Annotated in this window: 24 protein-coding genes and 1 riboswitch; of the genes, 13 read left to right on the top strand and 11 right to left on the bottom strand. The window is 67.3% G+C overall.

From position 1 onward, the window contains the following. Window positions 1-5: 5 nt before the first annotated feature. Together DIE23_RS21320 and DIE23_RS21315 are read right to left on the bottom strand one after the other, a co-directional pair. Window positions 6-638, bottom strand: a complete 633-nt coding sequence (locus DIE23_RS21320) for a Dabb family protein (RefSeq protein ID WP_124613952.1) — start codon at window positions 636-638, stop codon at window positions 6-8. After that, a complete protein-coding gene (locus tag DIE23_RS21315; protein WP_124613951.1) occupies window positions 628-972 on the bottom strand; it encodes a hypothetical protein in 345 nt (114 codons plus the stop codon). Before DIE23_RS21315 ends, DIE23_RS21320 begins: the two co-directional genes overlap by 11 nt. A gap of 169 nt (window positions 973-1,141) precedes the next feature. Here DIE23_RS21315 and DIE23_RS21310 point away from each other — a divergent pair, with 169 nt between their 5' ends. Further along, window positions 1,142-2,191, top strand: a complete 1,050-nt coding sequence (locus DIE23_RS21310) for an AraC family transcriptional regulator (protein ID WP_124613950.1) — start codon at window positions 1,142-1,144, stop codon at window positions 2,189-2,191. A gap of 108 nt (window positions 2,192-2,299) precedes the next feature. Further along, window positions 2,300-2,492: riboswitch (cobalamin riboswitch) on the top strand. A 327-nt stretch (window positions 2,493-2,819) separates the two neighbouring features. Beyond that, a complete protein-coding gene (locus DIE23_RS21305; protein WP_124613949.1) occupies window positions 2,820-4,748 on the top strand; it encodes a TonB-dependent receptor domain-containing protein in 1,929 nt (642 codons plus the stop codon). A 118-nt stretch (window positions 4,749-4,866) separates the two neighbouring features. On the opposite strand, the gene DIE23_RS21300 is transcribed toward DIE23_RS21305, so the two are convergent. Beyond that, complete coding sequence (locus tag DIE23_RS21300) at window positions 4,867-5,505, bottom strand: LysE family translocator (RefSeq protein WP_124613948.1); 639 nt, start codon at window positions 5,503-5,505, stop codon at window positions 4,867-4,869. Window positions 5,506-5,620: 115 nt separating this feature from the next. Here DIE23_RS21300 and DIE23_RS21295 point away from each other — a divergent pair, with 115 nt between their 5' ends. The 3 genes from DIE23_RS21295 (at window position 5,621) to DIE23_RS21285 (ending at window position 7,934) form a co-directional block, all read left to right on the top strand. Beyond that, complete coding sequence (locus DIE23_RS21295) at window positions 5,621-6,082, top strand: Lrp/AsnC family transcriptional regulator (RefSeq protein ID WP_124613947.1); 462 nt, start codon at window positions 5,621-5,623, stop codon at window positions 6,080-6,082. Between the two features lie 63 nt (window positions 6,083-6,145). Next, on the top strand, window positions 6,146-6,556 hold the full coding sequence (locus tag DIE23_RS21290; protein WP_124613946.1) for a VOC family protein: 411 nt from the start codon (window positions 6,146-6,148) through the stop codon (window positions 6,554-6,556). A 220-nt stretch (window positions 6,557-6,776) separates the two neighbouring features. After that, a complete protein-coding gene (locus tag DIE23_RS21285) occupies window positions 6,777-7,934 on the top strand; it encodes a sel1 repeat family protein (RefSeq protein ID WP_260436128.1) in 1,158 nt (385 codons plus the stop codon). A 106-nt stretch (window positions 7,935-8,040) separates the two neighbouring features. Here DIE23_RS21285 and DIE23_RS21280 read toward each other — a convergent pair whose 3' ends face one another. Then, a complete protein-coding gene (locus DIE23_RS21280; RefSeq protein WP_124613945.1) occupies window positions 8,041-8,832 on the bottom strand; it encodes a DUF2182 domain-containing protein in 792 nt (263 codons plus the stop codon). Next, window positions 8,829-9,473: a DUF1326 domain-containing protein gene (locus tag DIE23_RS21275; RefSeq protein ID WP_124613944.1), complete on the bottom strand. Its 645-nt coding sequence runs from the start codon at window positions 9,471-9,473 to the stop codon at window positions 8,829-8,831. The genes DIE23_RS21280 and DIE23_RS21275 overlap by 4 nt, the downstream gene beginning before the upstream one ends. Before the next feature lie 345 nt (window positions 9,474-9,818). Between DIE23_RS21275 and DIE23_RS21270 the strand changes: the two genes are divergently transcribed. Beyond that, complete coding sequence (locus tag DIE23_RS21270) at window positions 9,819-10,982, top strand: MFS transporter (protein WP_124613943.1); 1,164 nt, start codon at window positions 9,819-9,821, stop codon at window positions 10,980-10,982. 23 nt (window positions 10,983-11,005) lie between these two features. Here the strand turns inward: DIE23_RS21270 and DIE23_RS21265 are convergent, their stop codons facing one another. The 6 genes from DIE23_RS21265 to DIE23_RS21240 form a co-directional block, all read right to left on the bottom strand. Next, complete coding sequence (locus DIE23_RS21265) at window positions 11,006-11,254, bottom strand: hypothetical protein (protein WP_124613942.1); 249 nt, start codon at window positions 11,252-11,254, stop codon at window positions 11,006-11,008. A gap of 273 nt (window positions 11,255-11,527) precedes the next feature. Next, on the bottom strand, window positions 11,528-12,058 hold the full coding sequence (locus DIE23_RS21260; RefSeq protein ID WP_124613941.1) for a transferase hexapeptide repeat family protein: 531 nt from the start codon (window positions 12,056-12,058) through the stop codon (window positions 11,528-11,530). 3 nt (window positions 12,059-12,061) lie between these two features. Continuing rightward, window positions 12,062-13,024 carry an electron transfer flavoprotein subunit alpha/FixB family protein gene (locus DIE23_RS21255; RefSeq protein WP_124613940.1) on the bottom strand — a complete coding sequence of 321 codons (963 nt, stop codon included), beginning with the start codon at window positions 13,022-13,024 and terminating at the stop codon, window positions 12,062-12,064. Window positions 13,025-13,040: 16 nt separating this feature from the next. Next, entirely contained in the window at window positions 13,041-13,790 is a 750-nt protein-coding gene (locus DIE23_RS21250) for an electron transfer flavoprotein subunit beta/FixA family protein (protein WP_124613939.1), read from the bottom strand. 38 nt (window positions 13,791-13,828) lie between these two features. Continuing rightward, window positions 13,829-14,626 (bottom strand): SDR family NAD(P)-dependent oxidoreductase, encoded by a 798-nt coding sequence (locus tag DIE23_RS21245; protein WP_124613938.1) that lies wholly within the window; start codon window positions 14,624-14,626, stop codon window positions 13,829-13,831. 62 nt (window positions 14,627-14,688) lie between these two features. Further along, entirely contained in the window at window positions 14,689-15,525 is an 837-nt protein-coding gene (locus tag DIE23_RS21240; RefSeq protein ID WP_124613937.1) for an alpha/beta fold hydrolase, read from the bottom strand. Between the two features lie 138 nt (window positions 15,526-15,663). Between DIE23_RS21240 and DIE23_RS21235 the strand changes: the two genes are divergently transcribed. The 7 genes from DIE23_RS21235 to DIE23_RS21205 all read left to right on the top strand — a co-directional run bounded on the left by DIE23_RS21235 (window position 15,664) and on the right by DIE23_RS21205 (window position 23,999). Further along, window positions 15,664-16,443, top strand: a complete 780-nt coding sequence (locus DIE23_RS21235; protein ID WP_124613936.1) for an SDR family oxidoreductase — start codon at window positions 15,664-15,666, stop codon at window positions 16,441-16,443. A gap of 151 nt (window positions 16,444-16,594) precedes the next feature. Then, the gene (locus DIE23_RS21230; protein WP_124613935.1) at window positions 16,595-18,160 is read left to right on the top strand and encodes a DUF1302 domain-containing protein; all 1,566 of its coding nucleotides are present in this window, start codon (window positions 16,595-16,597) and stop codon (window positions 18,158-18,160) included. 41 nt (window positions 18,161-18,201) lie between these two features. After that, entirely contained in the window at window positions 18,202-19,584 is a 1,383-nt protein-coding gene (locus tag DIE23_RS21225) for a DUF1329 domain-containing protein (protein ID WP_124613934.1), read from the top strand. A gap of 91 nt (window positions 19,585-19,675) precedes the next feature. Beyond that, window positions 19,676-20,458 carry a 2-oxopent-4-enoate hydratase gene (gene dmpE / locus DIE23_RS21220; RefSeq protein ID WP_124613933.1) on the top strand — a complete coding sequence of 261 codons (783 nt, stop codon included), beginning with the start codon at window positions 19,676-19,678 and terminating at the stop codon, window positions 20,456-20,458. A 14-nt stretch (window positions 20,459-20,472) separates the two neighbouring features. Continuing rightward, window positions 20,473-21,372, top strand: coding sequence for an acetaldehyde dehydrogenase (acetylating) (locus DIE23_RS21215; RefSeq protein ID WP_124613932.1), 900 nt, complete (start codon window positions 20,473-20,475; stop codon window positions 21,370-21,372). A 16-nt stretch (window positions 21,373-21,388) separates the two neighbouring features. After that, window positions 21,389-22,420, top strand: coding sequence for a 4-hydroxy-2-oxovalerate aldolase (gene dmpG, locus DIE23_RS21210; RefSeq protein ID WP_124613931.1), 1,032 nt, complete (start codon window positions 21,389-21,391; stop codon window positions 22,418-22,420). Between the two features lie 190 nt (window positions 22,421-22,610). Then, the gene (locus DIE23_RS21205; RefSeq protein ID WP_124613930.1) at window positions 22,611-23,999 is read left to right on the top strand and encodes an MFS transporter; all 1,389 of its coding nucleotides are present in this window, start codon (window positions 22,611-22,613) and stop codon (window positions 23,997-23,999) included. Window positions 24,000-24,322: the final 323 nt, after the last annotated feature.

Here is a 24,322-nt window from a genome sequence, read left to right as displayed (position 1 = left end):
GCGCGTCACGCCGCCGTGTCGGCCAGCAGGCTCGACGCGAGCGGACAGAACGCGTGCGAGATCGCATCGACCGTCCAGTCGGGGCTTTCGGCGTCGAAGCGGCGGTCGACCCAGCCCCAGTGATACGGATGCAGCAGGTATTCGCCGAGCAGATCGCCGACGTGCGCGAATTCCTGCTGCCACACGTGGGTCCACGCGCCCGGCGTCACGATCCGGCTCAGCCGCCAGTTGCGGATGCCGGGCGTGAACGCGGGCATGCGCAGCAGTTCGCGCTCGAGATCGAGCACCTGTGCTTCATCGGCCTCCGGCCGTACATGCAGCATCAGCGTGCGCCATACGCCGTCGCGCAGCGCCGGTTCGCGCAGGCCGCCGCCGATCGCGCGGCATGCGGCGCCGTCGATCCGCACGACGCCCGGCACGCGGGCCAGCGCGGTGACGTCCATCGCTCGATCGGTCGCCCGCTCGTCGCGCAGCACGTCGAGCGTGTAATCGCCCGCGCCCCAGCAGCCGTCGAGATTGCGCGCGAGTGCCACGCGGGTCGCGCCGGGCAGCGCCTGCGCGGCGTCGCGCAATGCACGCTCGATCGCAGCGGCATCGTCGGTCGCCGAAACGAATACCTGCGCCGTGTCATGCCGCATGGTCGACCTCCGTCAGCGCGGGCAGCGGCGCATCGGCGTCGGTCATCACATGGCGGCGGCGCGCGTCGCACAGCACGTCGACGGCCATCCAGAATGCGACCACGTCGCCGTCGGTCAGCGCGCGCATCCGGTAGTACGACGGCGCATCGGCGACCTGCCACGTCAGCCACAGCGTGCTCGGCTGCCCCGGCACCGCGACGGGCGGCGACACCCAGCGGCCGGCCGCCGTCAGTCCGCGCGCCGCGTGGCCCGGCAAATAGCGGTCGCGCAGCAGTGCCAACACGTCGGGAATGCGCTCGGGTGCGAGGGTGATTTCGTCTACGATCTGGATCATTCGCGGGTCGTCTCGGATGGTTCGTGGCGGAATGCGGTGCCGGCCGCCTACGCCGTTCCGGCGAGGCCGGAAGCGGCCGGCGTGGATAGCATTCTTGCGTGGCGGCGGTCGGCCAACCCCTACCGGCCCGCTCACCAACCCCTGTCGCAACGCTCAGATCGGGAAACGTATGAAACAGCGCGTATTGCCGGCACGCGGCCGCGTGCTGCCGGGCCTCGGCGCCCGCCTGCTCGACGAACTGACGCGCAGCGGCGCGCCGCCGGCGCAACCGCGCGCAACGCCGGACGCAGCGACCGCAACGCCGCCGACGACACCCGGCGGCTTCGTCGCGCTGTACCGCGACGCGATCGAGCGGCTCGAAGCACAGGTCGCGCGCGGCGACGGCCATCCGCCGATGCGCAAGCAGGAAGTCGACCTGATGTGCCGCTGCCTGCTCAGTTGCGCGACGCTCGCCGACGCGATCCGCTGCGCCGCCGAGTTCTGCGAGATGCTCACGCCGCGCGCCGGCGTGCTGTCGCTCGCGGTGCGCGACGGACGTGCGATGTTCCGGATGGATTCGCTGCGCCGCACGCGCAGCCCGGCCGCGTGCCTTGTCGACCTGACGGGGCTGTTCTGCTATCTGCAGCTGTTCGGCTGGCTGATCGGGCAACCGCTGCGGCCGGACGAAGTCTGGCTCGGCCATCCGCGTCGCGACGACGCGATGCCGCTGCTCGGGCTGTTCAACGCGCCGGTCGACGTCGGCCGCAAGACCTACGGCTTCGCGTTCGACGCGGCGCGGCTCGATGCCCGCGTGATCCGGCAGCCGGGCGAACTCGCCGCGTTCCTCGTGGATTTCCCGTTTCGTCTGATCGATGCCGCGCCGGCCGTCATGTCATGGACGCAGCAGGTGCGCGGCTTTCTCGACGCGGCGCTCGCGCGCGAGCAGGCGCTGCCCGCGCTCGCCGAGCTGGCGGCGTGGCTCGGCGTGAGCGAGGCGACGTTGCGGCGGCGGCTGGCCGCCGAAGGCAGCGGCTATCACGCGTTGCGCGAACAGTGCCTGGCCGACGCCGCGCGGCGCTGCCTGCGCGAGTCGGACTGGCCGGTCGCGCGGATCGCCACGCATCTCGGGTTCGGCGGCGAGGAAGCGTTTCGGCGGGCGTTCGTGCGATGGACGGGCATCGCGCCGAGCCGGTTCCGACGCGAGTGCAGTGCCGCCAACGCCACGTTTCATCAGACGTAAAGCGGTTCGAATGCTTCAAAAGAGAGGTTCTGGAAAGCATTCGGCGAACGCTGACGTTTTTTCGCATCCCTGCGCACTTCGATAATTGACGCGCCGGAGCGCTCGCCATTACGCTTGCGCGCTGATGGTTCCCGGAGACGGGATCAAAAGGGAACGCAGGAGAGGCAGTGCCTCGAATCTGCGGCTGCCCCCGCAACTGTGAGCGGCGAATTCGCACCACCCACGCCACTGGGAAACCGGGAAGGCCGGTGCGAATAGCGACCCGCGAGCCAGGAGACCTGCCATCTACCCGAGGTCCAAGCAGCCGCACCGGGCGGGGTGTCCCGATGCGCCAGCACCGCCTTTGGCGGTCGCCCCGTTGCATGGACGGCCCGACCTCAGGACCCTTCAGATGTCCAGCCTTTCCGCCTCCGCTTCCACGCCGGAAGCGTCGCGCCGTTGCGCCGCCCGTCCGCGCGGCGTGTCCGCACACGTGTGCCGTGCCCCGTCGTCTGGCACCTGCGATGACGACACGCGCGACTACCGCCCACGCTGTCCGGTCTCGCGACAGACCAACCATAACCCGGCGGAATGCACCGCCACCCGCCTACGCTCGCCGTACCTGCAACACGATCACGCTCGCCGCCTCATGAATCTTCGCCACCTTCTCGCCACGTCCGCCGCCACCGCGCTGCTCTCCCCGATCGCCCATGCCGCCGGCGACACGGCGCTCGCGCAGCCGCCCCAACCCGCCGAAGGCGCCGACCTGCCGACGATCAGCGTGACCGACACGCGGCACCTGCCCGAGTCGTTCGACCAGCGTTATGCGACGACGCAGGTGCTCACGCGCGCCGACCTCGACCGGCTGTCACCGAGCGACCCGAGCATCACGCAGGCGCTCGCGACGCTGCCGGGCGTGACCGTCTCGCAGAACGGCGGCCCCGGCTCGTCCGCGTCCGTCAGCATCCGCGGCTCGTCGGCCAGCCAGGTCGCGGTGTTCATCGACGGCATCCGGATCGGCTCGCCGACCACCGGCATCGCGCCGTGGGCCGACCTTCCGACCGAAGCGTTCGAGCGCGTCGAGGTGATCTCCGGGCCGGCCGCCGCGTCGTTCGGCGCGAACGCGATGGGCGGCGTCGTGCAACTGTTCACGCGCCGCGCCGCGGGCCAGCCGAACCAGACCACCGTGTCGTTCGGCGGCGGCTCGAACAAGACCTTCGACACGCAGTTGCGCACCTCGGGCACCGTGCCGTCGACGGGACCGCTGGCCGCGCTCGGCGGCCTCACCTACACGCTCGGCCTGCACGACTACAACACGGCCGGCATCGATGCGACGCGGCCCGTGTTGCCGTACCACGAGGACGGCCGCAATCCGTATCACGCGCAAGACCTCGATGCGCGCCTCGGCTATGCGCGCGACAACTGGTCGATCTCGACGTTCGCGCTGTACCACCGCTCCGACCTGTCCTTCGACAACGCCGGGTTTGCGAACCGCGAGCTCGATCATCAGCTGACGACCGGCATCGCGTTCCAACTCGACATCACGCCCGACACGCAATTCGACCAGTCGTTCGGTTATGCGAACGACCGCCAGTTCCTGTATGCGAACGACCCGACCATCCCGACCGACCAGATCAACTCGCAGCGCATCAGTTCGTCGACGTCGCTGACCCATCAGGCGCACGGCTTCCATCTGTTCGGCCTGCCGCTGTCGGGCGAGACGAAGGTCGCGTACGACTTCACGCGCGAACAGGCGTTCCTGCCGGTCGACGTGCCGGACGGCGTGCCGACGCGCAACGACTCCGCGTTCTCGCTGCATCAGTCGGCCACGCTCGGCAGCGTGACGATGTTCGTCGCCGGCCGCCACGAGATCATCGCCGGGAAGGCCGTGAACACCGGCAACGCCGCGCTGTCGTGGGCCATTACGCCGGTCTATACGGCGCGCGTGTCGTACGGCAATGCGTTCCGCCTGCCCTCGTTCAACGACCTGTACTACCCGCGCTACGGCAATCCGGACCTGAGCCCGGAACGCAGCGATTCGGTCGAGGCCGCGCTCGACGCGAACACCGCGTACGGCACCTTCAGCGCCGCGATCTACGACACCCGCGTCAGCAACCTGATCGCGTACAACCCCGCGACGCTCTCGCCGATGAACATCGGCCGCGCGCATATCCGCGGCATCGACCTGTCGTACAAGGGCACGATCGGCCGCTCGACGCCGGTCAGCGTCGCGATCGGCATCCTGAATCCGCAGGACGAGACCAACGACAGCTGGCTCAACCGCCGGCCGCGCCAGACCGTCAGCGTGAACGTCGACCACACGTGGGACGAACTGCACCTGCATGCGCTGAGCACCGGGGCGACGCTGAGCTACGGCGGCACGACGTTCGACGATCCGGCCAACACCACGTATCTGCCGTCGTACCTGACCGTGAACCTGCGCGCGTCGTACAGGATCAATGCGCACCTGACGGTGTCGGCGACGCTGTCGAACCTGTTCGACCGTCAGTACATGACCGCGTACGGCTACAACACGCTCGGCCGCACTGCGTTCGGCAAGGTCAGCTATACGTTCTGATCGGGGTAGTCGGTGCATCGGCGCCTGCTGTCGCGGGCGTCGATGCCAACGGGTATCCGTGTGGCGAATGTCGCCGTCCGCGAGGGAGCGCGTTCGCTCGCACCGCGTTTTGCGTCAGTCAGGCTCCCACGACACCGCGCACGCCCGCAAGCAACTGGATCGCGCCAAACGCCGCGATCACGACGGCGGACACACGCGACAGCCCGTGCATGAACGTCAGCGACATTTTCGTGCGCAACGCGGCCGTCGCGCTGCTCAGGCACAGCCACCACGTCGCGGAACCCAGGAACACGCCGGCGACCATCAGCGCCACGGTTGGTCCCATCGCGTCTTCATGCGTGCCTGCGAGCGGACCGAGCGCCGCGAAGATCCCGACGAACGACAGGATCGTCATCGGGTTCGACAGCGTCAGGCCGAAGGTCGTCAGGAAATCGCGCAGCACGGTCGTGCGCGGCGAATCGCGTCGTACCGCCGCCGCGGCCGGCGCCTGCCGCGCGATGGTCCAGGCCAGCCACACGAGGAACGCGCCGCCGCCGATTTTCAGCGCAACAGTGAGCATTGGAAACGCGGTGACGATGCCGGCGACGCCCAGCGCGCCGAGCAGCCCGTAGATCGCATCGGCGCACGCGGCGCCGATGCCCGTCGCGAACCCCGCGTGAAAGCCGCGGCTCAGGCTGCGCTGGATGCACAGCATGCCGATCGGGCCGACCGGCACCGCGATCGACAATCCCATCACGACGGATTTGATGAACAGCATGGCCGGCTCCTTGCGACATCCCATGGCATGAAACGGCATCGTAGGGAAAGTCCGGTCGCCGCTGAAGGCGGTTTTTAAGGAAAAATACCCTCTTCACCTTAAAAACCCCACCGCGATGGACGAACTCGACTGGAAGGTACTCGCGCTGCTGCAGGCAAACGGCCGCATCAGCTACACGGAGCTGGCGCGCCAGGTTCACCTGTCGGTGCCCGCGGTGACGGAACGCGTGAAGCGCCTCGAATCGGCAGGCGTGATCGACGGCTACACGGCACGGGTCAATCCGGCCGCGGCCGGCTACCCGGTGAGCGCGCTGATCGGCATCACGGTGCCGCAGCCGGCGAAGGCGAAATTCCTGAAACTGCTGGAGACGATTCCCGAAGTGGTCGAATGCCATCACGTGACCGGCGCGGATTCGTACGTGATGCGGTTCGTCGCCGTCAGCATGGCGCACCTCGAGCAACTGATCGAGCGGATCAACCTGTATGGCGAAACGCGCACGTCGATCGTGATGTCGACGCCGCTGCCGGCGCGCGGGCTCGCGCGTCCGGCCGCGCCGATCAAAGGCATGCGGGGGTGACAGGATGCCCCGCGTTGCGCGATGCTGTGCGATGCGCACCTTCCACGAACCGGACAACCTGCCATGTCAGTGATCGGACTCAATCATTACAACCTGCGCGCGGATCGTGCGACGCTCGATACGCTGCGCGATTTCTACGTGAACATCGTGGGCCTCGAACCCGGCTATCGGCCGCCGTTCCAGAGCAGCGGCTACTGGCTCTACGCGGGGGCGCAGGCGATCCTCCACCTGTCGGAAGCGCGGCCGGGCGAGGTGCGGCCGGCGCACGTCGTCAATACATTCGACCATGTGGCGTTTGCATGCGCGAATGCCGCGGACGTCGAACGGCGCCTCACCGACGCGCAAGTCCGGTACTCGCGCACGTACGTGCCGCTCACGCGACAGTTACAGCTCTTTTTCACCGATCCGGCCGGCAATGGCGTCGAGTTGAATTTCGCCGAAGCTGACGCGAATCCCGCCGACAAACCGGGTTAGCGCGCAGCACGCTGGCGACGACGCGGCTTTCCTGCGCGTCGTCATACACACCGTTTCTGTGTGCCTCGCGGCAAAGATATTGCCGAGCTACGAGCTTCTCGCGGCAATCCACGTCGCTGCGACACGCATGTGCGGATTATCGCGAATCACCCTAGCTTCAGCACGATGCACGCCAAAATGACCATTCCGTCGACGTCAGACACATCGGCCCTTACCTGAGATGAATCGATCCAACGCGAAACGCATCGGCCTCGTTCTGCGACTTCTATTCGCCAGCCTCTGCATGCTGGCCGCTGATTCGCAGGCCAGCCCTCTTACAGCCCAGACCAGCAAGCTGAGTGCATCCGTGTCCGACCTGCCACGTTACGAAAAACTGCCGTTGTTCAGCCCGCATCGCAAGACCTTCACGTGCGTGTATCAGGACCAGCACCTACCGCCTGTCGATCCCCAGGCTGAATCGTGGTTCCAACAGGCGCAGGCGCTTGATAACCCGAACATAGATTACGACAAGCGAGATTACGCGAAGATTTACCAGCTCTACACGCAGGCTGCCGAGCGCAACCACTGGAAGGCCATGCTTAATATCGCCTCGCTGATATTGAGCGATCGTCAGGGGGTGCCAACCCATGATCCAGAAACCGCTATCCGATGGGTTGAAAAGGCGATGAAACTGGGCGTGCCTGACGCCTACGACATGATGGGAATCTACCATCAGAATGGCCTGGTGAAAGGTGGCGATGCCACCAGCGCCTATGCCTTCTTCCAGCGCGCTGCTGATATGGGCAGTCCATCCGCACAAACTTTTATCGGCACAAAAACGGATGCGGCACATGACGATCCGGGTGGTGAATTCTGGGGCAATCTGCCGATTGCGACACAAATGCTGGAATGTGCCTTCGCTCAAGGATATGGAAACGCCGCGAAAGAGTTAGGGCACGTCTATGCGAGACCGCAAACTACTGAAGCGAAACTGCGTGCGCTTCGTGTTCTTCATCAAGGTGTCAAGCTAGGTTCTGCCGAGTGTGCCAATAAGCTGTTTACCGAATTCGATGGTATGGATCTTACCGACGGCACCAACCTGGTCGGCCATATCGACAAGGCACGTGCCGAGCGTTACAGCAAGCTCGGAGATGCGCTCGAGTCTTATCAGGGTCGCCTGAAGCTGCCGAATCTCGACAAGGTGCTTCCGTTGCCCCCTGCTCCGTTGCCGAAATGGGACGGCAAAATACAGACATTGATCGACGGCGCAAAGCCCGTGACTCCCCCCACATCGCAGAAGAGTGTTGCACGGCAAGGCCGCGAATTCATTCCGCGCAGGCATGCCGTGGGGACACGAGAGCACGATGGTAGTCAGTGGCAACGATCTAGTACCGCATGATGACAATCATGCTTGCACTGTCCACTCCCGCACGCAAGGCGGCACCATCAGGACAGGTTCGAATGCCAGGAGCCCCCCGCGAGCGGCGGATAACGAACGCGCCCCTCTATACCAGCAACGTCGCGACCGCCCACGCGATCAGCACCGCACCCAGCACCCGGCCGACGTACTCGCCGCCCGGCAGCAACTTTTCGACCAGCACGAACAGCGACAACGCAACGATCCACACGACGTTCATCACGCCGCCGACGAACAGCAGCGCCATCAGCAGCCAGCAGCAGCCCACGCAATACGCGCCGTGGCGCACGCCGAGCAGGAAGCTGCCGGTGATTCCCGGGCGCCAGTACGTCGCGAGAAACCGGACCGGCGACCGGCATTGCCGCAGGCACGCCTGTTTCAGCGGCGAGAACTGATAGACGCCGGCCAGCGCGAGGACGATCGCGGACAGCACGGCGCTCTTCGACCACAGCATCATCCCGGAGATCAGGCCGGCGGGCTGCAGCAGCATCTGCAGCCCGGCCGCGCCGACCGAGAACGCGAACCATACGGCCAGATAACCGGCCAGCAGGGACGTCGACGTGAATACCGAACCGGCACCGTCCTGTTCGCGATGCCGCAGCACGCGCCGGTACAGCAGCACGAGCGGCGCCGCGCCGGGCGTCATCATCGCGATCATCATCACCCACCACATCATGATCACGGTGGCAAGCGACGGATCCATGGCGCCCATGCCGTCGGCCAGTCGATGCGGAAACAGCGCGAGCGCCGTCATGTCCAGCGCCGACATGCCGGTGCCGGCCCCCATCCACAGGTAGGCCCAGCACGCACAGACGAGCGCGGCCATGCCGAGCAGCGTGACGACGCGCTCGCGCCCGAGAAACTCGCCGACGGGGATCATGCCGCGACGCGATGCCGGATCAGCCCGTGGTTGTTCATGTGCAGCCGCGCGAACTGCGCGTAGCTCCGCTCGAGATCCAGCTCGATGTGACCGTGCGACCGGCCGGTGCCGGAACCGATCTCGGCCAGCTCGTATTCGAAGCCGTGCGGCAGGTCGATCCGCACACGATGTTCCGCGCCGGTCACCTGATTGCGGATCGGTTCGCCCACGACGTCCAACACGCCATCGACGCTGATCCGGCCGCGCCGCGCATCGACATCGACGTCGAAATCGATCTTCGCGAAGATCGGCTCGTATGCCTGCTCGAGCGTCGACGCGAACACCGCGAACATCGTCGCGAATGGATCGGTATCCTGACCGGTCATGATCTTCAGCACGGCCTCGCACTGCGCGGGACTGGCCCGCTCGTCGACGATCGGCTGGCACCGGCCGTGACCTTCGTGAATCGGCCCGGGCCACTGGAACACGACCGCGATCCGGACACCGTCGAGCACCACGTCGCCGTAGTGACCGCTTTCGATTGAAATCGCGCCCATCGCTTCGCAGTTGCCGTGCGTCGGCAACGAATTGAACTGGCAGGGGCAACCATATGAGCAATTGCAGTTCATCAGCTCGGTTCCCTGAATCTCCCACGGCGTCATGGCTTCACCTCGCACATTTGGTAACACATGTCACGCTTCGAAATCTAGTGCACCCCACAGGGGAAAGCAAAGTGCGCACGAGGCGCGCGAACAAGCGAGAAAACGCCGCCAGCGCGACGTTCAGCGCCGCTGATCCGACGAATTCATCGTCGCCGTGCAGTCGCTCCGATGCGGACTGTTCGGCGCGACACGGCACGCTCGATCGAGCGTGTTCGAACCATGTCCGACAAAAGCCGACGGCTCGACCGCGTCGTCACAAATGCGGGCATCCCGCATCGGTCCTGGTCCATACTGTTTCGCAATCGACGATTCCCTCGACCGTCGCCGCCGCCCCGGATGGCTGTCATGCGCGTTCAAAGTGCGTTGCTCTTTCTCGTCGGCACCCTGCTCACCGCGGGCGGCTACGGTGCAACCTTCCTGCTGTCGATGCACTTTCACGCGATCGGCGGCAGCGATCTCAATACCGGCGCGGCACTGGCCGCCGCGACCGTCGGCACCTTCGCCGGCCTGTCTGCGGTCGGCTGGTTCTCGCAGCAGATCGGCGCCGCGCGGATCGCCGCGCTGTCGTCGCTGTGCATCGGCGCAGGCATCGTCGGCTTCACCCTCGTCGGGCGCGCGCCGTCCGCCGATTTGCCGTCCGGCTTCCTGGTCGGCTTCGGCTGGGGCGCGTTTCATCTGGCCGCGCCGATGTCGCTCGCCGAGCGCACCAGCGGCGCCGCCCGAAACGTGTGGTTCTTCCGGTCGGCGACCTTCCAGATGACGGGGATCGGCGCGTCCCCGGCATTCGCCGCGTATGCGATGCGCCTGCTCCACTGGTCGATCGACGACACGCTTTATGCGGTCGGCGCCCTGTGCGTGCTCGCGTCGCTGATGCTGGAAGCCTTCGGCCGCCAGTTTCCGCGCCCGGCCGCCGCCGCGGCCGGCGGCCGCTGGGTGCGCGACCTCCCCGCCATCTCGCGCACGCGCGCGGCCGTGCCGATCGTGATGATCGCGCTCGGCACCTGCGTGTTCTCCGGCCTGATGACGTTCCAGATGTCGCTCGTGCAAGGCCCGCAGGCGCGGCCCGCCACATTCTTCAGCCTGTACACGATGACGGTGGTGGCCGCGCGCTGGCTGCTCGGACGATGGGTCAGGATGGCGCGCCCCGAAGCCGCGGCCAAGGGGTTGCTCGTGATGATGATGCTCGGGGCGCTGGCGATGTTCGGTGCGGCCGCGCACGCATCGCTCCAGTCGGTCGCGGCCGTGCTGCTCGGCGCCGGCTATGGGCTCGCCTATCCGGTCATCCAGGCGCAGGCGCTCAACGATTGCGCGGATACGCAACGGCACGGCGTGCTGACGTGGTTCGTCGCGTCGTATTTCATCGGCACGTTCGGCTTTCCGTCGGTCGGCGGCTGGGTGATGGTGCACGCCGGCAAGGGCGCGTTGCTGATGCTGATCGCGAGCTGCGGGCTCGCGGCGCTGTCGCTCGCGTTCCTGCACGACCGGCCGGCGCCGGTGCGCACGCAATAGCCGGCTGCGCGACGCGGGCGCGGCTAACCGGGCTTCTTCGGCGCGCTTACGACGGCGAACCACGCCATCACCGCGCCCGCGACCCACGCGCAGGTCAGCAGCAGGTCGAAGTCCATCATCCCCTCGAAATTCGCACTGTTCTCGAAGCTGCAATGCCGGTTGCCGAGAAATTGGATACAACCGCTGGCGACCCACTGGGCGTGCATGAATACGTGATAGACGGCGAAAGCCGAAGCGATGATGGCGACGCGCAGGCGTAAGGTCGTTTTCATTCGGCGCCGGAGGCGGTGGGATGGTCTGACGCCGATCTTAAGACAACGACGCCGCATCAGGCAATCGATCCCGTGCGAACGTCGCGACCGGCATGCGCGACGGCGAATCACCATCCGCACAAACCCCGAGAAAAGCCGTGGCATCGCGCTTTCGACGCGGCGCCGTGGGCGCTCGTCGCGCACGCGTTTGCCGTATTCACACTGACGCACGACGGTTGCACGACGCTTTCGCCGCCGGCAAGCATCCGCCGCCTGAACGACGACGCGCGTCGCTTACGCGCCGTCGATCTGCCGGAGCGTCTTCAGGCAATCCACCGCGAGTTGCTGATAGACCCGCGTACCGTTCGCCTTCGCGTCGATCTCCGCATCGCTCAGCCGCCGCACCACGCGCCCCGGTACCCCCGCGAGCAGCACGCCGCGCGGCACCTCGTAACCGGCCTTCACGAACGCGCAGGCGGCGACGATCGTGGTCGCGCCGATCGTCGCGCCGTCCATGACGACCGCGTTCATGCCGATCATCGTGTCCGGCTCGAGCGTCGCGCCATGCACGATCGCGCCGTGGCCGATGTGGCTGTTCACGCCGAGCCGGCACGTCTCGCGGATGCCGACATGCAGCACGCAGCCGTCCTGCACGTTGCTGCCGTCGCCGACGACGATCGCGCCGAAGTCGCCGCGCAGGCTCGCATGCGGGCCGATGTAGCAGCCCGCGCCGATCCGCACGTCGCCGATCACGACCGCGCTCGGATGAACGTACGCGGACGGATCGACGCATGGGCGCATGCCGTTGAATTCGAACAGCGGCATCGCTCAGAGCACCGCGGCCGCTTCGGGCACGAGCGTGAACAGGTCGCCGACGACACCGTAGTCGGCCACGCTGAAGATCGGCGCATCCGGATCCTTGTTGATCGCGACGATTACCTTCGAATCCTTCATGCCGGCCAGATGCTGGATCGCGCCCGAGATGCCCACCGCGATGTACAACTGCGGCGCGACGATCTTGCCGGTCTGGCCGACCTGGTAATCGTTCGGCACGTAGCCCGCGTCGACGGCCGCGCGCGAGGCGCCCAGCGCCGCGCTCAGCTTGTCCGCCAGCGGCTCCAGCACCTTCGTATAGTTCTCGCCGCTGCCCAGACCGCGGCCGCCCGACACGATGATGTTCGCGCTGGTGAGCTCCGGGCGATCGAGTTTCGTCACCTCGCGGCTGATGAACCGCGATACCCCGGCGTCCGCCGCCGCTGCGATCCTGTCGATCGACGCGCTGCCGCCTTCTGCTGCAACCGGATCGAAACCCGTCGTCCGTACCGTGATCACCTTGACCGGATCGCCCGACTGCACCGTTGCAATTGCGTTGCCCGCATAGATCGGGCGCTCGAACATATCGGCTGAAACGACGGCCGTAACATCGGAGATCTGCGCGACGTCCAGCTTCGCGGCGATGCGCGGCGCGATGTTCTTGCCGTAGGCGGTCGCCGGCGCGAGGATGTACGAGTAGTTCGACGCGATGGTCAGCACCGTCGCTTCGACGTTCTCGGCAAGACCGTCCGCGAGCTGCGGTGCGTCGGCCAGCAGCACCTTCGACACACCCGCGATCTTCGCTGCCGCGTCGACAGCCGCTTGCGCGTCGTGGCCCGCGACCAGCACGTGGATGTCGCCGCCGGCGAATGTGGCGATCTCGGCGGCCGCCGCCACCGTGTTCAACGTCGCGGCCTTGATCGTGGAAGCGCCGCCTGCCGATGCCCCGTCATGCTCGGCAATTACCAGAATCGTCATTTCTTTGCGCTCCCTGTTACAGCACCTTGGCTTCGGTCTTCAGCTTCTCGACCAGCGTCTTCACGTCCGGCACCCTCACGCCAGCCGCGCGCTTCGGCGGCTCGTTCACCTTGAGCACCTTCAGGCGCGGCGTCACGTCCACGCCGAGATCGGCGGGCTTGACGGTTTCCAGCGGCTTCTTCTTCGCCTTCATGATGTTCGGCAGCGTCACGTAGCGCGGCTCGTTCAGGCGCAGGTCCGTGGTGACGACCGCCGGCAATTGAAGCGACAGCGTTTCCGCGCCGCCGTCGACTTCACGCGCGACCGTCGCACGGCCATCGGCGATCGTGACCTTCGATGCGAACGTCGCTTGCGGCAAGTTGGCCAGCGCGGCCAGCATCTGGCCCGTCTGGTTCGAATCGTCGTCGATCGCCTGCTTGCCGAGGATCACCAGTTGCGGGTGCTCCTTGTCGACCAGCGCCTTCAGCACCTTCGCGACGCCGAGCGGCTCGACCGCGTCGTTCGCTTCGACGAGGATCGCGCGATCGGCACCGATCGCCAGCGCCGTACGCAGCGTTTCCTGCGCCTGCGCGACACCGACCGACACGGCCACCACCTCCGTCACGACGCCGGCCTCCTTGAGCCGCACGGCTTCTTCCACCGCGATTTCGTCGAACGGGTTCATCGACATCTTCACGTTCGCGATGTCGACGCCGGTGCGGTCGGACTTCACGCCGACCTTCACGTTCGCATCGACCACGCGCTTCACTGCCACGAGCGCTTTCAACTGCCTGTCTCCTGTTTCGTTTCGACCGCCGCGGCGCGTCAGCGCGCGGTGTATCCGCCGTCGATCACCAGCTCCGCACCCGTCACGTAGCGCCCTGCCGGCGACACGAGATACAGGATGCCGGCCGCGATGTCGCGCGGGCTGCCGATCTTCGCCATCGGCACGTGCGTCTGCATGTATTCGAACGCGCGGTCCGGATCCTGGCCCATCTGGCGGAACGCGTCCTCGAGCATCGGCGTGCGGATGTAGCCCGGATGCACCGAGTTCGCACGGATGTTCTTCGTCGCGTACAACATCGCATCGACCTTCGCCATCATCCGCACCGCCGCCTTCGACGCGTGATACGCGGGCACGTCGGGGCCGCCGACGATCCCGTACATCGACGACAGGTTCACGATCGAGCCGCCGCCGGCCGCTTCGATATGCGGAATCGCGGCGCGCGTGCACAGGAACACGCCGTTGACGTTCACGTCCTGCACACGCTGCCATTGCGCGAGCGTGAGTTCGTGCGTCGGCACGTTGTGCCCTTCGATGCCCGCGTTGTTCACGAGCACGTCGAGGCGCCCGAAGCGCGCGACGATCTCGCCGAACACGCGCGCCACGTCGGCCTCGTGCGTCACGTCGAGCGACCAGAATGCGGCCTGGCCACCCTGCGCGCTGATTTCTTCGACGAGCGCCTCCGCCGGCTGCGACAGCACGTCGAGGATCGCGACGCTCGCGCCGGCCGCGGCCAGCGTGCGCGCGGTTTCCGCGCCGATGCCGCGCGCGCCGCCGGTGATCGCGGCCACCTTGCCGCGCAGGTCGAACAGGTCGAACAGGTCTTCGATGAGTTTCATTGCGTCTCCGTTTAATCAGGCGGACCGGCCTCGATCGGGCCGGTCTTCATCGGCATCCGGCGTTATCGCGCATCCGGCGCCGCAAGAAAATCAAGGCATTCCCGATTGAAGTAATCGGCGTGCTCCACCATGACCCAGTGGCCGCACCGATTCATCAACACGAAGCGCGCGTCGCGGCAGCGTTCGAGGAACGTCAGCGCGCCGCCGACCGGATTGAAGCGGTCGTCCGTGCCCCAGAAACCGAGCACCGGGCAGCGCAGATCACCGAGCGCGCCCGTCAGGTTCGGCACGCTCATCGTCGACAGCACTTCAGTCGGCTGCTCGACGCACACCTTCATCCGCTCGGCGACGAGCGCGTCGGTGACGATCGCGGGATCGTGCACCAGCAGCGTCAGCAGCTCGCGCATGGTGTCGTCATTCATCTGGCGATTGGTGAACAGCTTCACCATCCGCTGGATTCCTTCCATCCGGAAATAGGTGTCGCGATCCTCGACGCCGCCCGGCGCCATCATGATCAGGCCATCGACCGCGTCGGGGTAATCGAGTGCGTATTTCAGCGCGATCGCGCCGCCGAGCGAGTTGCCGAGCAGCACCGCCGGCCCGATGCCGAGCGCGGACAGCTGCGCGTGCAGCGCGCCGACAAAGAAATCGAGCGTGTAGGCGACGTCGGACGGTTTCGACGACTGCCCGTAGCCCGGCAGGTCGACGACGATCGCGCGATGGCCGGCGGCCGCGAACGCGGGGTAGTTGTGCTTGAAGTTGCTGAAACCGCTGGCGCCCGGGCCGCTGCCGTGGATGAACACCACCGGCCGGCCTTCGCCCGCCTCGAAATGATGCAGGCGCAGGCCGCCCGGTACGTCGGTGAAGATGCCGGCCGGCGGCGTCGTGGGGGTCGTCATCGCGGGTTGTCTCCTTCGTCGGTCGATGGCTGCTTGACACGATGATTGCGCCGCCGGCGCCGGCCGGCATCATCCTTTCAGACTACGAAGCCGCGCGCGCTTGTTCCTATCATCGGGCCACCGAAACGGAGGCAGACGATGAACGGATTCGACTACAGCGGCAAGACGGTGCTCGTGACGGGCGGCACCAAGGGCATCGGGCGGCGCATCGCCGAGCGGTTTCTCGCGGCGGGTGCGCGCGTGTTCGTATGCGGACGCAGCGCGCCCGACACGCCGCCTTCGGCCGGCGGCCGCATGGCCAGCTTCATCGCGGCCGACCTGCGCGACATCGAGCAGGTCGACGCGATGCTCGCGACGATACGCGATGCGACCGGCGGCCTCGACGTGCTCGTCAACAACGCGGGCGGCTCGCCATTCGTGCTCGCGGCCGATGCATCGCCGCGCTTCACCGAATCGATCGTGCGGCTGAACCTGATCGCGCCGCTGCAGCTCGCGCAGCGCGTGAACGCGATCATGCAGCCGCAGCCGCACGGCGGCGTGATGCTGTTCATCGCGAGCGTCAGCGCGTCGCGGCCGTCGCCCGGCACCGCGGCCTACGGCGCCGCGAAGGCCGGCCTCGTCAACGCGGTCACGTCGCTTGCCGTCGAGTGGGCGCCGCGCGTGCGCGTGTGCGCGATCAGCCCGAGCCTCGTGCAGACGGAATCGGCGACCGAAGGCCATTACGGCGACGACGCGGCGCTCGACGCGATCCGCGCGACGATTCCCGCCGGACGGCTCGCGACGCCCGACGACGTCGCGTCGGCATGCCTGTTCCTCGCGTCGCCGGACGCGTCGTACACGTCGGGCGCGAACCTTCGGCTCGACGGCGGCGGCGAACGGCCCGCGTTCCTGTCGGCGGCACAAGCGGACACGCGATAACCCAGAACGCGCAAGCGGTGTCGGTCGATCGTTTCCAGTCCTAGGGAAGTCATCTAGTTCATTTTGACGATTCCCTGCTACCGCGATCTCCCTACTCTGCCTCTCACGACAACCACAGTCGACCGTCGTCGATACCCCCAGAGGAGACACCATGCATCAACGGATTTCGCGCCGTACCGACAAGCGGGCCACCGCCACGCTGTCGACGCTGGCCGCCGCGCTGCTGACGTGCGCCGTTCCCAACGCGCACGCCGGCAGCACGATCGACCTTGGCGCCGACACGACGCTGGACTACACGTTCACGCTGAGTTACGGCCTCGGCATGCGCACGCGTGCGCCGAGCGGCAATCTGCTGACGCCCGCGAACATCAACGGCGACGACGGCGACCGCAACTTCGCGAAGAACAAGCTGATCGAGAACCAGGTCAGCCTGCTCGGCGAAGTGAACCTGAAGCACGACGACTGGGGCGTGTTCGTCCGCGCGAACACGTTCTACGACCAGGCCTATCACCGCCCGAACTACAACGACGCGCCGGGCACGGTGAACCAGTCGGGCCAGTACAACAACTTCACGAGCGACGCGCGCTACTGGTCGGGCGGCCATACGACGCTGCTCGCCGCGTATGCGTACAACACGTTCCATCTCGGCTCGACGAGCCTGAACGTGAAGGTCGGCGACCAGGTGGTCGCGTGGGGCGAAAGCCTGTTCTTCCCGAACATCGCGGGCGCCCAGGGGCCTGCCGATGCGACCAAGTCCTACATGGCCGGCGCCGAGGTGAAGGACATCCTGCTGCCGGTGCCGCAGATCTCGACGCAATGGCAGATCACGCCGAACTTCAGCCTGCTCGGCTATTACCAGTTCTCGTACCAGCAGAACCGGCTGACCGCGCCCGGCACGTACTGGAGCTATTCCGACGTGACGGGCCCGGGTGCGCAATTCATCATCGGCCCGGGCGGCATGATCATTCCGCGCGGTCCCGACGACAAGCCGAGCGCACGCAACCAGTGGGGTATCGGCGCGCGCTTTCGCGTACTCGGCGACACCGAGCTCGGCCTGTACCACCTGCACTACAACGACATGAACCCGAGCGTCGTCACGACGTTCTTCCCGATGCTCCAGTACCAGCAAAAGTATTTCAGCAACATCAAGCTGACCGGCGCGAGCTTCTCGACGCAGGTCGGCCCGGTGAACGTCGCGGGCGAAGTGTCGTACCGCCAGGGCGCGGCCGTGCTCGTCAACACGCCGACCGGCCCGCAGTCGACGCGCGCGAACGTACTGCAGACCAACCTGTCGGGCATCTACTCGATCGGGCCGAGTTTCCTCGCGAGCTCGCAATCGCTGATCGCCGAACTGACCTACGTGCATGCGGGCAGCATCTCCGAGCTCGACGGCTCGACGACGCTCACCAACTCCCGTAATGCGCTCGCGATGGAGATCGCGTGGACGCTCAGCTACAAGAACGTGTTCAACGGCTGGGACCTCGACGTGCCGCTGACCTACACGCACGACCTGACCGGCACGTCGCCGCTCGCCGGCGCGCTCGGCTCGCTGACGGGCCAGGGCGATCACCGCGTGACGGCCGGCGTGACGTTCACGCGCCTGAGCAACCTGCAGCTGTCGATCGTCTACGCCAAGTTCCTCGGTTCGCCCAACCCGGTCACGCGTCCGCTGTCGGATCGCGACTACGTGCTCGCCACGGCGACCTACCACTTCTGAGCGGCCCGGCCGCTCGTCACCCAGCAAGAAGAGGATTTGTCATGAAACGAACTCGTCTCCCCCTCCTGCGCGCGTCGGTGATGGCCGCGTGCGCGCTCGTCGCGACGGCGTCGTTCCCGAAGGTCACGCCGGATGACCTGAAGGCGCTCGACGGCACGCTCACGCCGATGGGCGCGGTGCGCGCCGCCAGCAAGGACAGCGGCGTGCCCGAGTGGTCGGGCAAGTGGCTCGGCACGCCGCCCGACGTGCAGTACAAGCGCGGCGGCCGCTACCCCGATCCGTTCGCGAGCGAGAAGCCGGTCGCGACGATCACCGCCGAGAACATGGCGCAGTACGCGGAGCACCTGACGGACGGCCAGAAGGCGATGTTCAAGCGCTACCCGGCCACGTTCAAGATCAACGTCTACCCGAGCCATCGCGACTTCCGCTACACGGATGCCGTCTACAAGGATATCCGCACGTATGCGCCCGATTCGACGATGACGTCCGACGCGAACGGGCTCACCAACGCGCCGCCGCAGGTGCCGTACCCGCTCCCCAAGACCGCGGCCGAACTGCTGTGGAACCAGCGCATGTCGTCGGCGATCGGCACCGAACAGGCGACCTACGACCAGGCGGTCGTCTATTCCGACGGCAACATCGCATGGGGCAAGGTGCGCTATGACATCTACTCGCCGCGCAACGTCGGCAAGTACGACGTGAAGAGCGACCTGAACAACCACACCTACGCGCGCGTCGCCACCGACCTGCCGCTGTCGGACCGCGGCTCGCTGATCCTGTCGTTCACGAACTGGGACAAGGCCGGCGCGGACAACGCGTCGCGCACGTGGATGTACAACCCCGGCACGCGGCGCGTGCGGCAGGCGCCCGAGTACGGCTACGACCAGCCGATGGGCCCGGGCGGCTTCCGCACCGTCGACGACGACCGTCTCTTCAACGGCTCGGGCGACCGCTACGAGTGGAAGATCCTCGGCAAGCGCGAGATCTACGTGCCGTACGACAACTACAAGGCGATGGACAGCGCGGTCAAGTACGGCGAACTGCTGGGCAAGGGCCACGAGAACCCGTCCTACATCCGCTACGAGCTGCACCGCGTGTGGGTGCTCCAGGCGACGCTGAAGAACGGCTATCGCCACCAGTACGCGAAGCGCGTGCTGTACCTCGACGAGGATTCGTGGATCACGCTGCTCGCCGACAACTATGACGCGCGCGGCCAGCTCTGGCGCACCAACGTCGCCACGACGCTCTACGCGTTCGATGCGAAGACGTTCTATCCGGGCGTCGTGTTCTATCACGACCTCGTCTCCGGCGCGTACATGGCCGACCGCCTGACCAACGAAGGTCCGATGCCGAAGCTCGACAACAGCCCGCAGTTCACCGAGGCGTACTTCTCGCCGGACGGAATCCGCAGCTCGGGCAACTGACGCGTACCGTCTCCGAACCAGCGCCGGGGGGCCACCCCTCGGCGCACGACGCCGCCCCAGACGGCGGCCTTTTCCATTCGAGGGCCCTACCATGTCCAACCGCTTGCATGCGACGCTCGGCGACGAGCTGTATGCCGCGTGGCACTCCCGCGCGCCGGTCGCGCCGCTGTCGGGGCGGCCGCGCCGGCTGTCCCTCGACGATGCGTACCGGATCCAGCAACGCTTCATCGAACGCCGCGTGGAACGCGGCGAATCGGTGGTCGGCAAGAAGATCGGCGTGACGAGCCAGGCCGTGCAGGACATGCTGAACGTGCGCCAGCCCGATTTCGGCATCCTGCTGTCCGGCATGCACTACGCGGCCGGCGAGGCGATCGCCACCGAGTCGCTGATCGCGCCGCGTGCCGAAGGCGAGATCGCGTTCATCCTGGCGCGCGACCTGCGCGGCCCCGGCATCGACCGCACCGACGTGATCGCCGCGACGGCCGCGGTCGCCCCCTGCTTCGAGATCGTCGACTCGCGCATCCGCGACTGGGCGATCCGCATCGAGGACACCGTCGCCGACAACGCGTCGTGCGGCGTGTACGTGCTCGGCGATGCGCGCGTCGATCCGCGCACGCTCGATCTCGCCGCGTGCGAGATGACGATCGAGAAGAACGGCGAGCCCGTCGCGCAAGGCCGCGGCGATGCGGCGCTCGGCCATCCCGCCGACGCGGTCGCGTGGCTCGCGAACACCCTCGCCGCATACGACGTGCCGCTGCTTGCGGGCGAGATCGTGCTGTCCGGCTCGCTCGCGAAACTGATTCCGGTCACGGCCGGCGACGCGCTGTCGATGCACATCTCCGGCATCGGCAGTTGCGACGTCCGCTTTATCTAAAGGAGCAATTCGTGATGAAGAAAATCAAATGCGCACTGATCGGGCCCGGCAACATCGGCACCGACCTGCTGTACAAGCTGCGCCGCTCGACGGTGCTCGAGCCCGTGTGGATGGTCGGCGTCGACCCGGCGTCCGACGGCCTCGCGCGGGCCCGCGAATTCGGCCTGAAGACCACCGACCAGGGCGTCGACGGACTGCTGCCGCACGTCGCCGCCGACGACATCCGCATCGCGTTCGACGCGACCTCCGCCTACGTGCACCGCGACAACTCCGACAAGCTCACCGCGCTCGGCGTGAAGATGATCGACCTGACGCCCGCCGCGATTGGGCCGTACTGCGTGCCGCCGGTGAACCTCGACGCGCATCTCGACAGCGCGCAAATGAACGTGAACATGGTGACCTGCGGCGGCCAGGCGACGATCCCGATGGTGTACGCGGTGTCGCGCGTGCAGCCGGTCGCGTACGGCGAGATCGTCGCAACGGTATCGTCGCGCTCGGTCGGCCCCGGCACGCGCAAGAACATCGACGAATTCACGCGCACGACGTCCGGCGCGATCGAACAGGTCGGCGGCGCGCGCAAGGGCAAGGCGATCATCGTGATCAACCCGGCCGAGCCGCCGCTGATCATGCGCGACACGATCCACTGCCTGACCGACGGCCCGCCCGACGTCGACGCGATCACGGCGTCGGTGCATGCGATGGTCAAGGAAGTGCAGCGCTACGTGCCCGGCTACACGCTGAAGAACGGCCCGGTGTTCGACGGCAACCGCGTGTCGGTGTTCATGGAAGTCGAGGGGCTCGGCGACTACCTGCCGAAGTACGCGGGCAACCTCGACATCATGACCGCCGCCGCGGCCGCCACGGCCGAGCGTTTCGCCGAACAGATGCTGGCCGCGACGGCCGCCACCGCTTGAGCCGAGGAGTCACACGATGTCACTTGCAGGCAAGAAGATCACCGTCCACGACATGTCGCTGCGCGACGGGATGCACCCGAAACGTCACCAGATCACGCTCGACCAGATGCGCAACATCGCGCGCGGGCTCGATGCGGCCGGCGTGCCGCTGATCGAGGTCACGCACGGCGACGGGCTCGGCGGCGCGTCCGTCAACTACGGTTTCCCCGCGCACACCGACGAGGCGTACCTGAGCGCCGTGATTCCGGAACTGAAGCAGGCGAAGGTGTCGGCGCTGCTGCTGCCCGGCATCGGCACCGTCGAGCACCTGCGCATGGCCCACGCACTCGGCGTCGGCACGATCCGCGTCGCGACGCACTGCACCGAGGCGGACGTGTCGGAACAGCATATCGGCCTTGCGCGCACGCTCGGCCTCGATACGGTCGGATTCCTGATGATGGCGCACATGTCATCGCCCGAGCAGCTCGTCGTGCAGGCGAAGCTGATGGAGTCGTACGGCGCGAACTGCATCTACATCACCGATTCGGCCGGCCACATGCTGCCCGACGACGTGACCGCGCGGATCGGCCAGGTGCGCGCCGCGCTGAAGCCGGAAACGGAACTCGGCTTCCACGGCCACCATAACCTCGCGATGGGCGTCGCGAACTCGGTCGCGGCGGTCGCCGCCGGCGCGAACCGGATCGACGCGGCCGCGGCCGGCCTTGGTGCGGGCGCGGGCAATACGCCGATGGAAGTGTTCGTCGCGGTGTGCGACCGGATGGGGATCGAGACCGGCGTCGACGTGTTCGCGATTTCCGACGTGGCCGAGGATCTCGTCGTGCCGATCATGGACGCGCCGATTCGCCTCGACCGCGATGCGCTGACGCTCGGCTACGCGGGCGTCTACTCGTCGTTCCTGCTGTTCGCGAAGCGTGCGGAAGCGAAATACGGGATTCCGGCGCGCGACATCCTCGTCGAACTCGGCCGGCAGCGGCTCGTCGGCGGGCAGGAGGACATGATCGAGGATGCGGCGCTGACGATGGCGCGGGCACGGGCGGTGGCGGCCTGATCGATCGCGATCGGTCTTGATCGGGAAGCGGCAAGGAACGGGGCGCAAGCCCCGTTTTTTCTTGCCGGCGCATCGGATCGGGATACGCACGGGCACGCCGCTTGCGCGCCTGCTGCCCTCGCCTGCTGACACCACGCTGGCGGCAGGCGGCGCTTAACCTCGCACGATCCCCCGTCTAGGAATGTCGCCCATGGCCCATACCGGAGACCTCACCGCGCTTGCCAACCGCGTCGTCAAACGCCGCGGCATGACCCTCGTGACGCTGTGCCTTGCCGTGCTGGTCGCGCAGGTCGACACGGCTGTCGTCAATCTCGCGACGCGCACGATCGGCACGTATTTCCACGCCGGCGTAGGCGCATTGCAATGGGTGGTCGACAGCTACAACCTCACGTACGCGGTGCTGCTGCTGACCGGCGGGCTGCTCGCCGACCTGCTGGGCAGGCGTCGCATCTTCATGGCCGGCACGGCCGTGTTTACCGTCGCGTCGCTGCTGTGCGCGCTCGCGCCGTCGGTGTCGGTGCTGATCGGCGCACGCGCGCTGGCCGGCGTCGGCGCGGCGCTGCTGCTGCCGGCGTCGCTCGCGATCGTGCGCGTCGTATGGCGCGATCCGGTCGAGCGCGGCCGGGCGCTCGGCATCTGGGCCGCGTGCAACGGCGTCGCGATGGCGATCGGGCCGACCCTCGGCGGCGTACTGATCCGGCACTTCGGCTGGCGCAGCATCTTCTTCGTGGTCGTGCCGCTGAGCATCGCGGCGATGCTGCTCGCGATTGCCTCGGTGCCCGAGTCGTCCGATCCGCGCGGCCGGCACGTCGACGGTGGCGCGCAGGTCGCCGGCGCGCTCGCGCTCGGCACGCTCGCGTATGCGGCGATCGTGTTCCGCGATACGCCGGTCGCCAGTGCGATCGCCGGCTGTGGCGCGATCGCGTCGTTCGTCGCCTTCGTCGCGATCGAACGGCGGCACGGCGAGGCCGCGCTGGTGCCGCTCGACATCTTCCGGCTCGGCGCGATTCGCGGCGCGATCGCCGCGACCACCGGCATGACGTTCGGGATGTATGGCGTGCTGTTCCTGCTGCCGCTCACGTGGCAGAGCATCGGCCGTCTCGACTCGACCGGCGCGGGCCTCGCGCTGCTGCCGATGGCGCTCGTGTTCGTCGCCGTGTCGCCGTGCTCGGGGCCGTTGTCGGAGCGCGTCGGCACGCGGGTGACGACGGCCGGCGGTGTCGCCGTGATCGCGAGCGGGCTCGCGGTGATCGGCGCGTCGGCGGATTCGCCGGGCCTGCTCGGCGCCGAGATCGGGCTCGCGTTGACGGGGCTCGGCATGGGGATCGCGACCGGGCCGCTGATGACCGTCGCCGTCGGCGCGGTGGATGCCGCGCGCTCGGGCACCGCGAGCGCGCTCGTCAACGTCGCGCGGATGACCGGCGCGACGCTCGGGATCGCGGTGCTCGGCACACTGTTCGCGGCCGCGCATGGCGGCACGGCAGGCTTGCGCGCGGCGATGTTCGCCGGCGCGGCGGTGCAGCTGGCGGGGGCGGCCGGGTCGGCGGTCAGCGTGCAGCGCGCGCGGCAGTCGGTATGATCCTGCGTTGCTGGCCGCGCGGGTGTCGGCGCGCGTGGCGTGGCGCGGGAGGCCCGCCGTTCGCCTCTAGCCTCTAGCCGTCAGCCTCTAGCCGTCAGCCGTCAGCCGTCAGCGATCGGCCACCCGCCGCCTCAACGATGCTTCCCGCCATGCCTGCGGCGTCGATGCGCCGCGCGCGCCTGCAGCAGCGTCGGCATCAGTTCCTCGATGTACTGCCGCGCCTGTCCGCGCGTGACGATCTCGCTGTGTCAACGGGCGGCGTAAAGGAGCCAGGGATGGGCGGCGTAATGGCGCCAGCAGAAGCGGGGGTAAAACGCAGATTC

It is taken from the genome of Burkholderia sp. Bp9143 (assembly GCF_003853645.1).
Classification (GTDB): Bacteria; Pseudomonadota; Gammaproteobacteria; order Burkholderiales; family Burkholderiaceae; genus Burkholderia.
The sequence above is the reverse complement of the archived record's forward strand: the minus strand, read 5'-3'. Positions and strand labels throughout refer to the sequence as shown.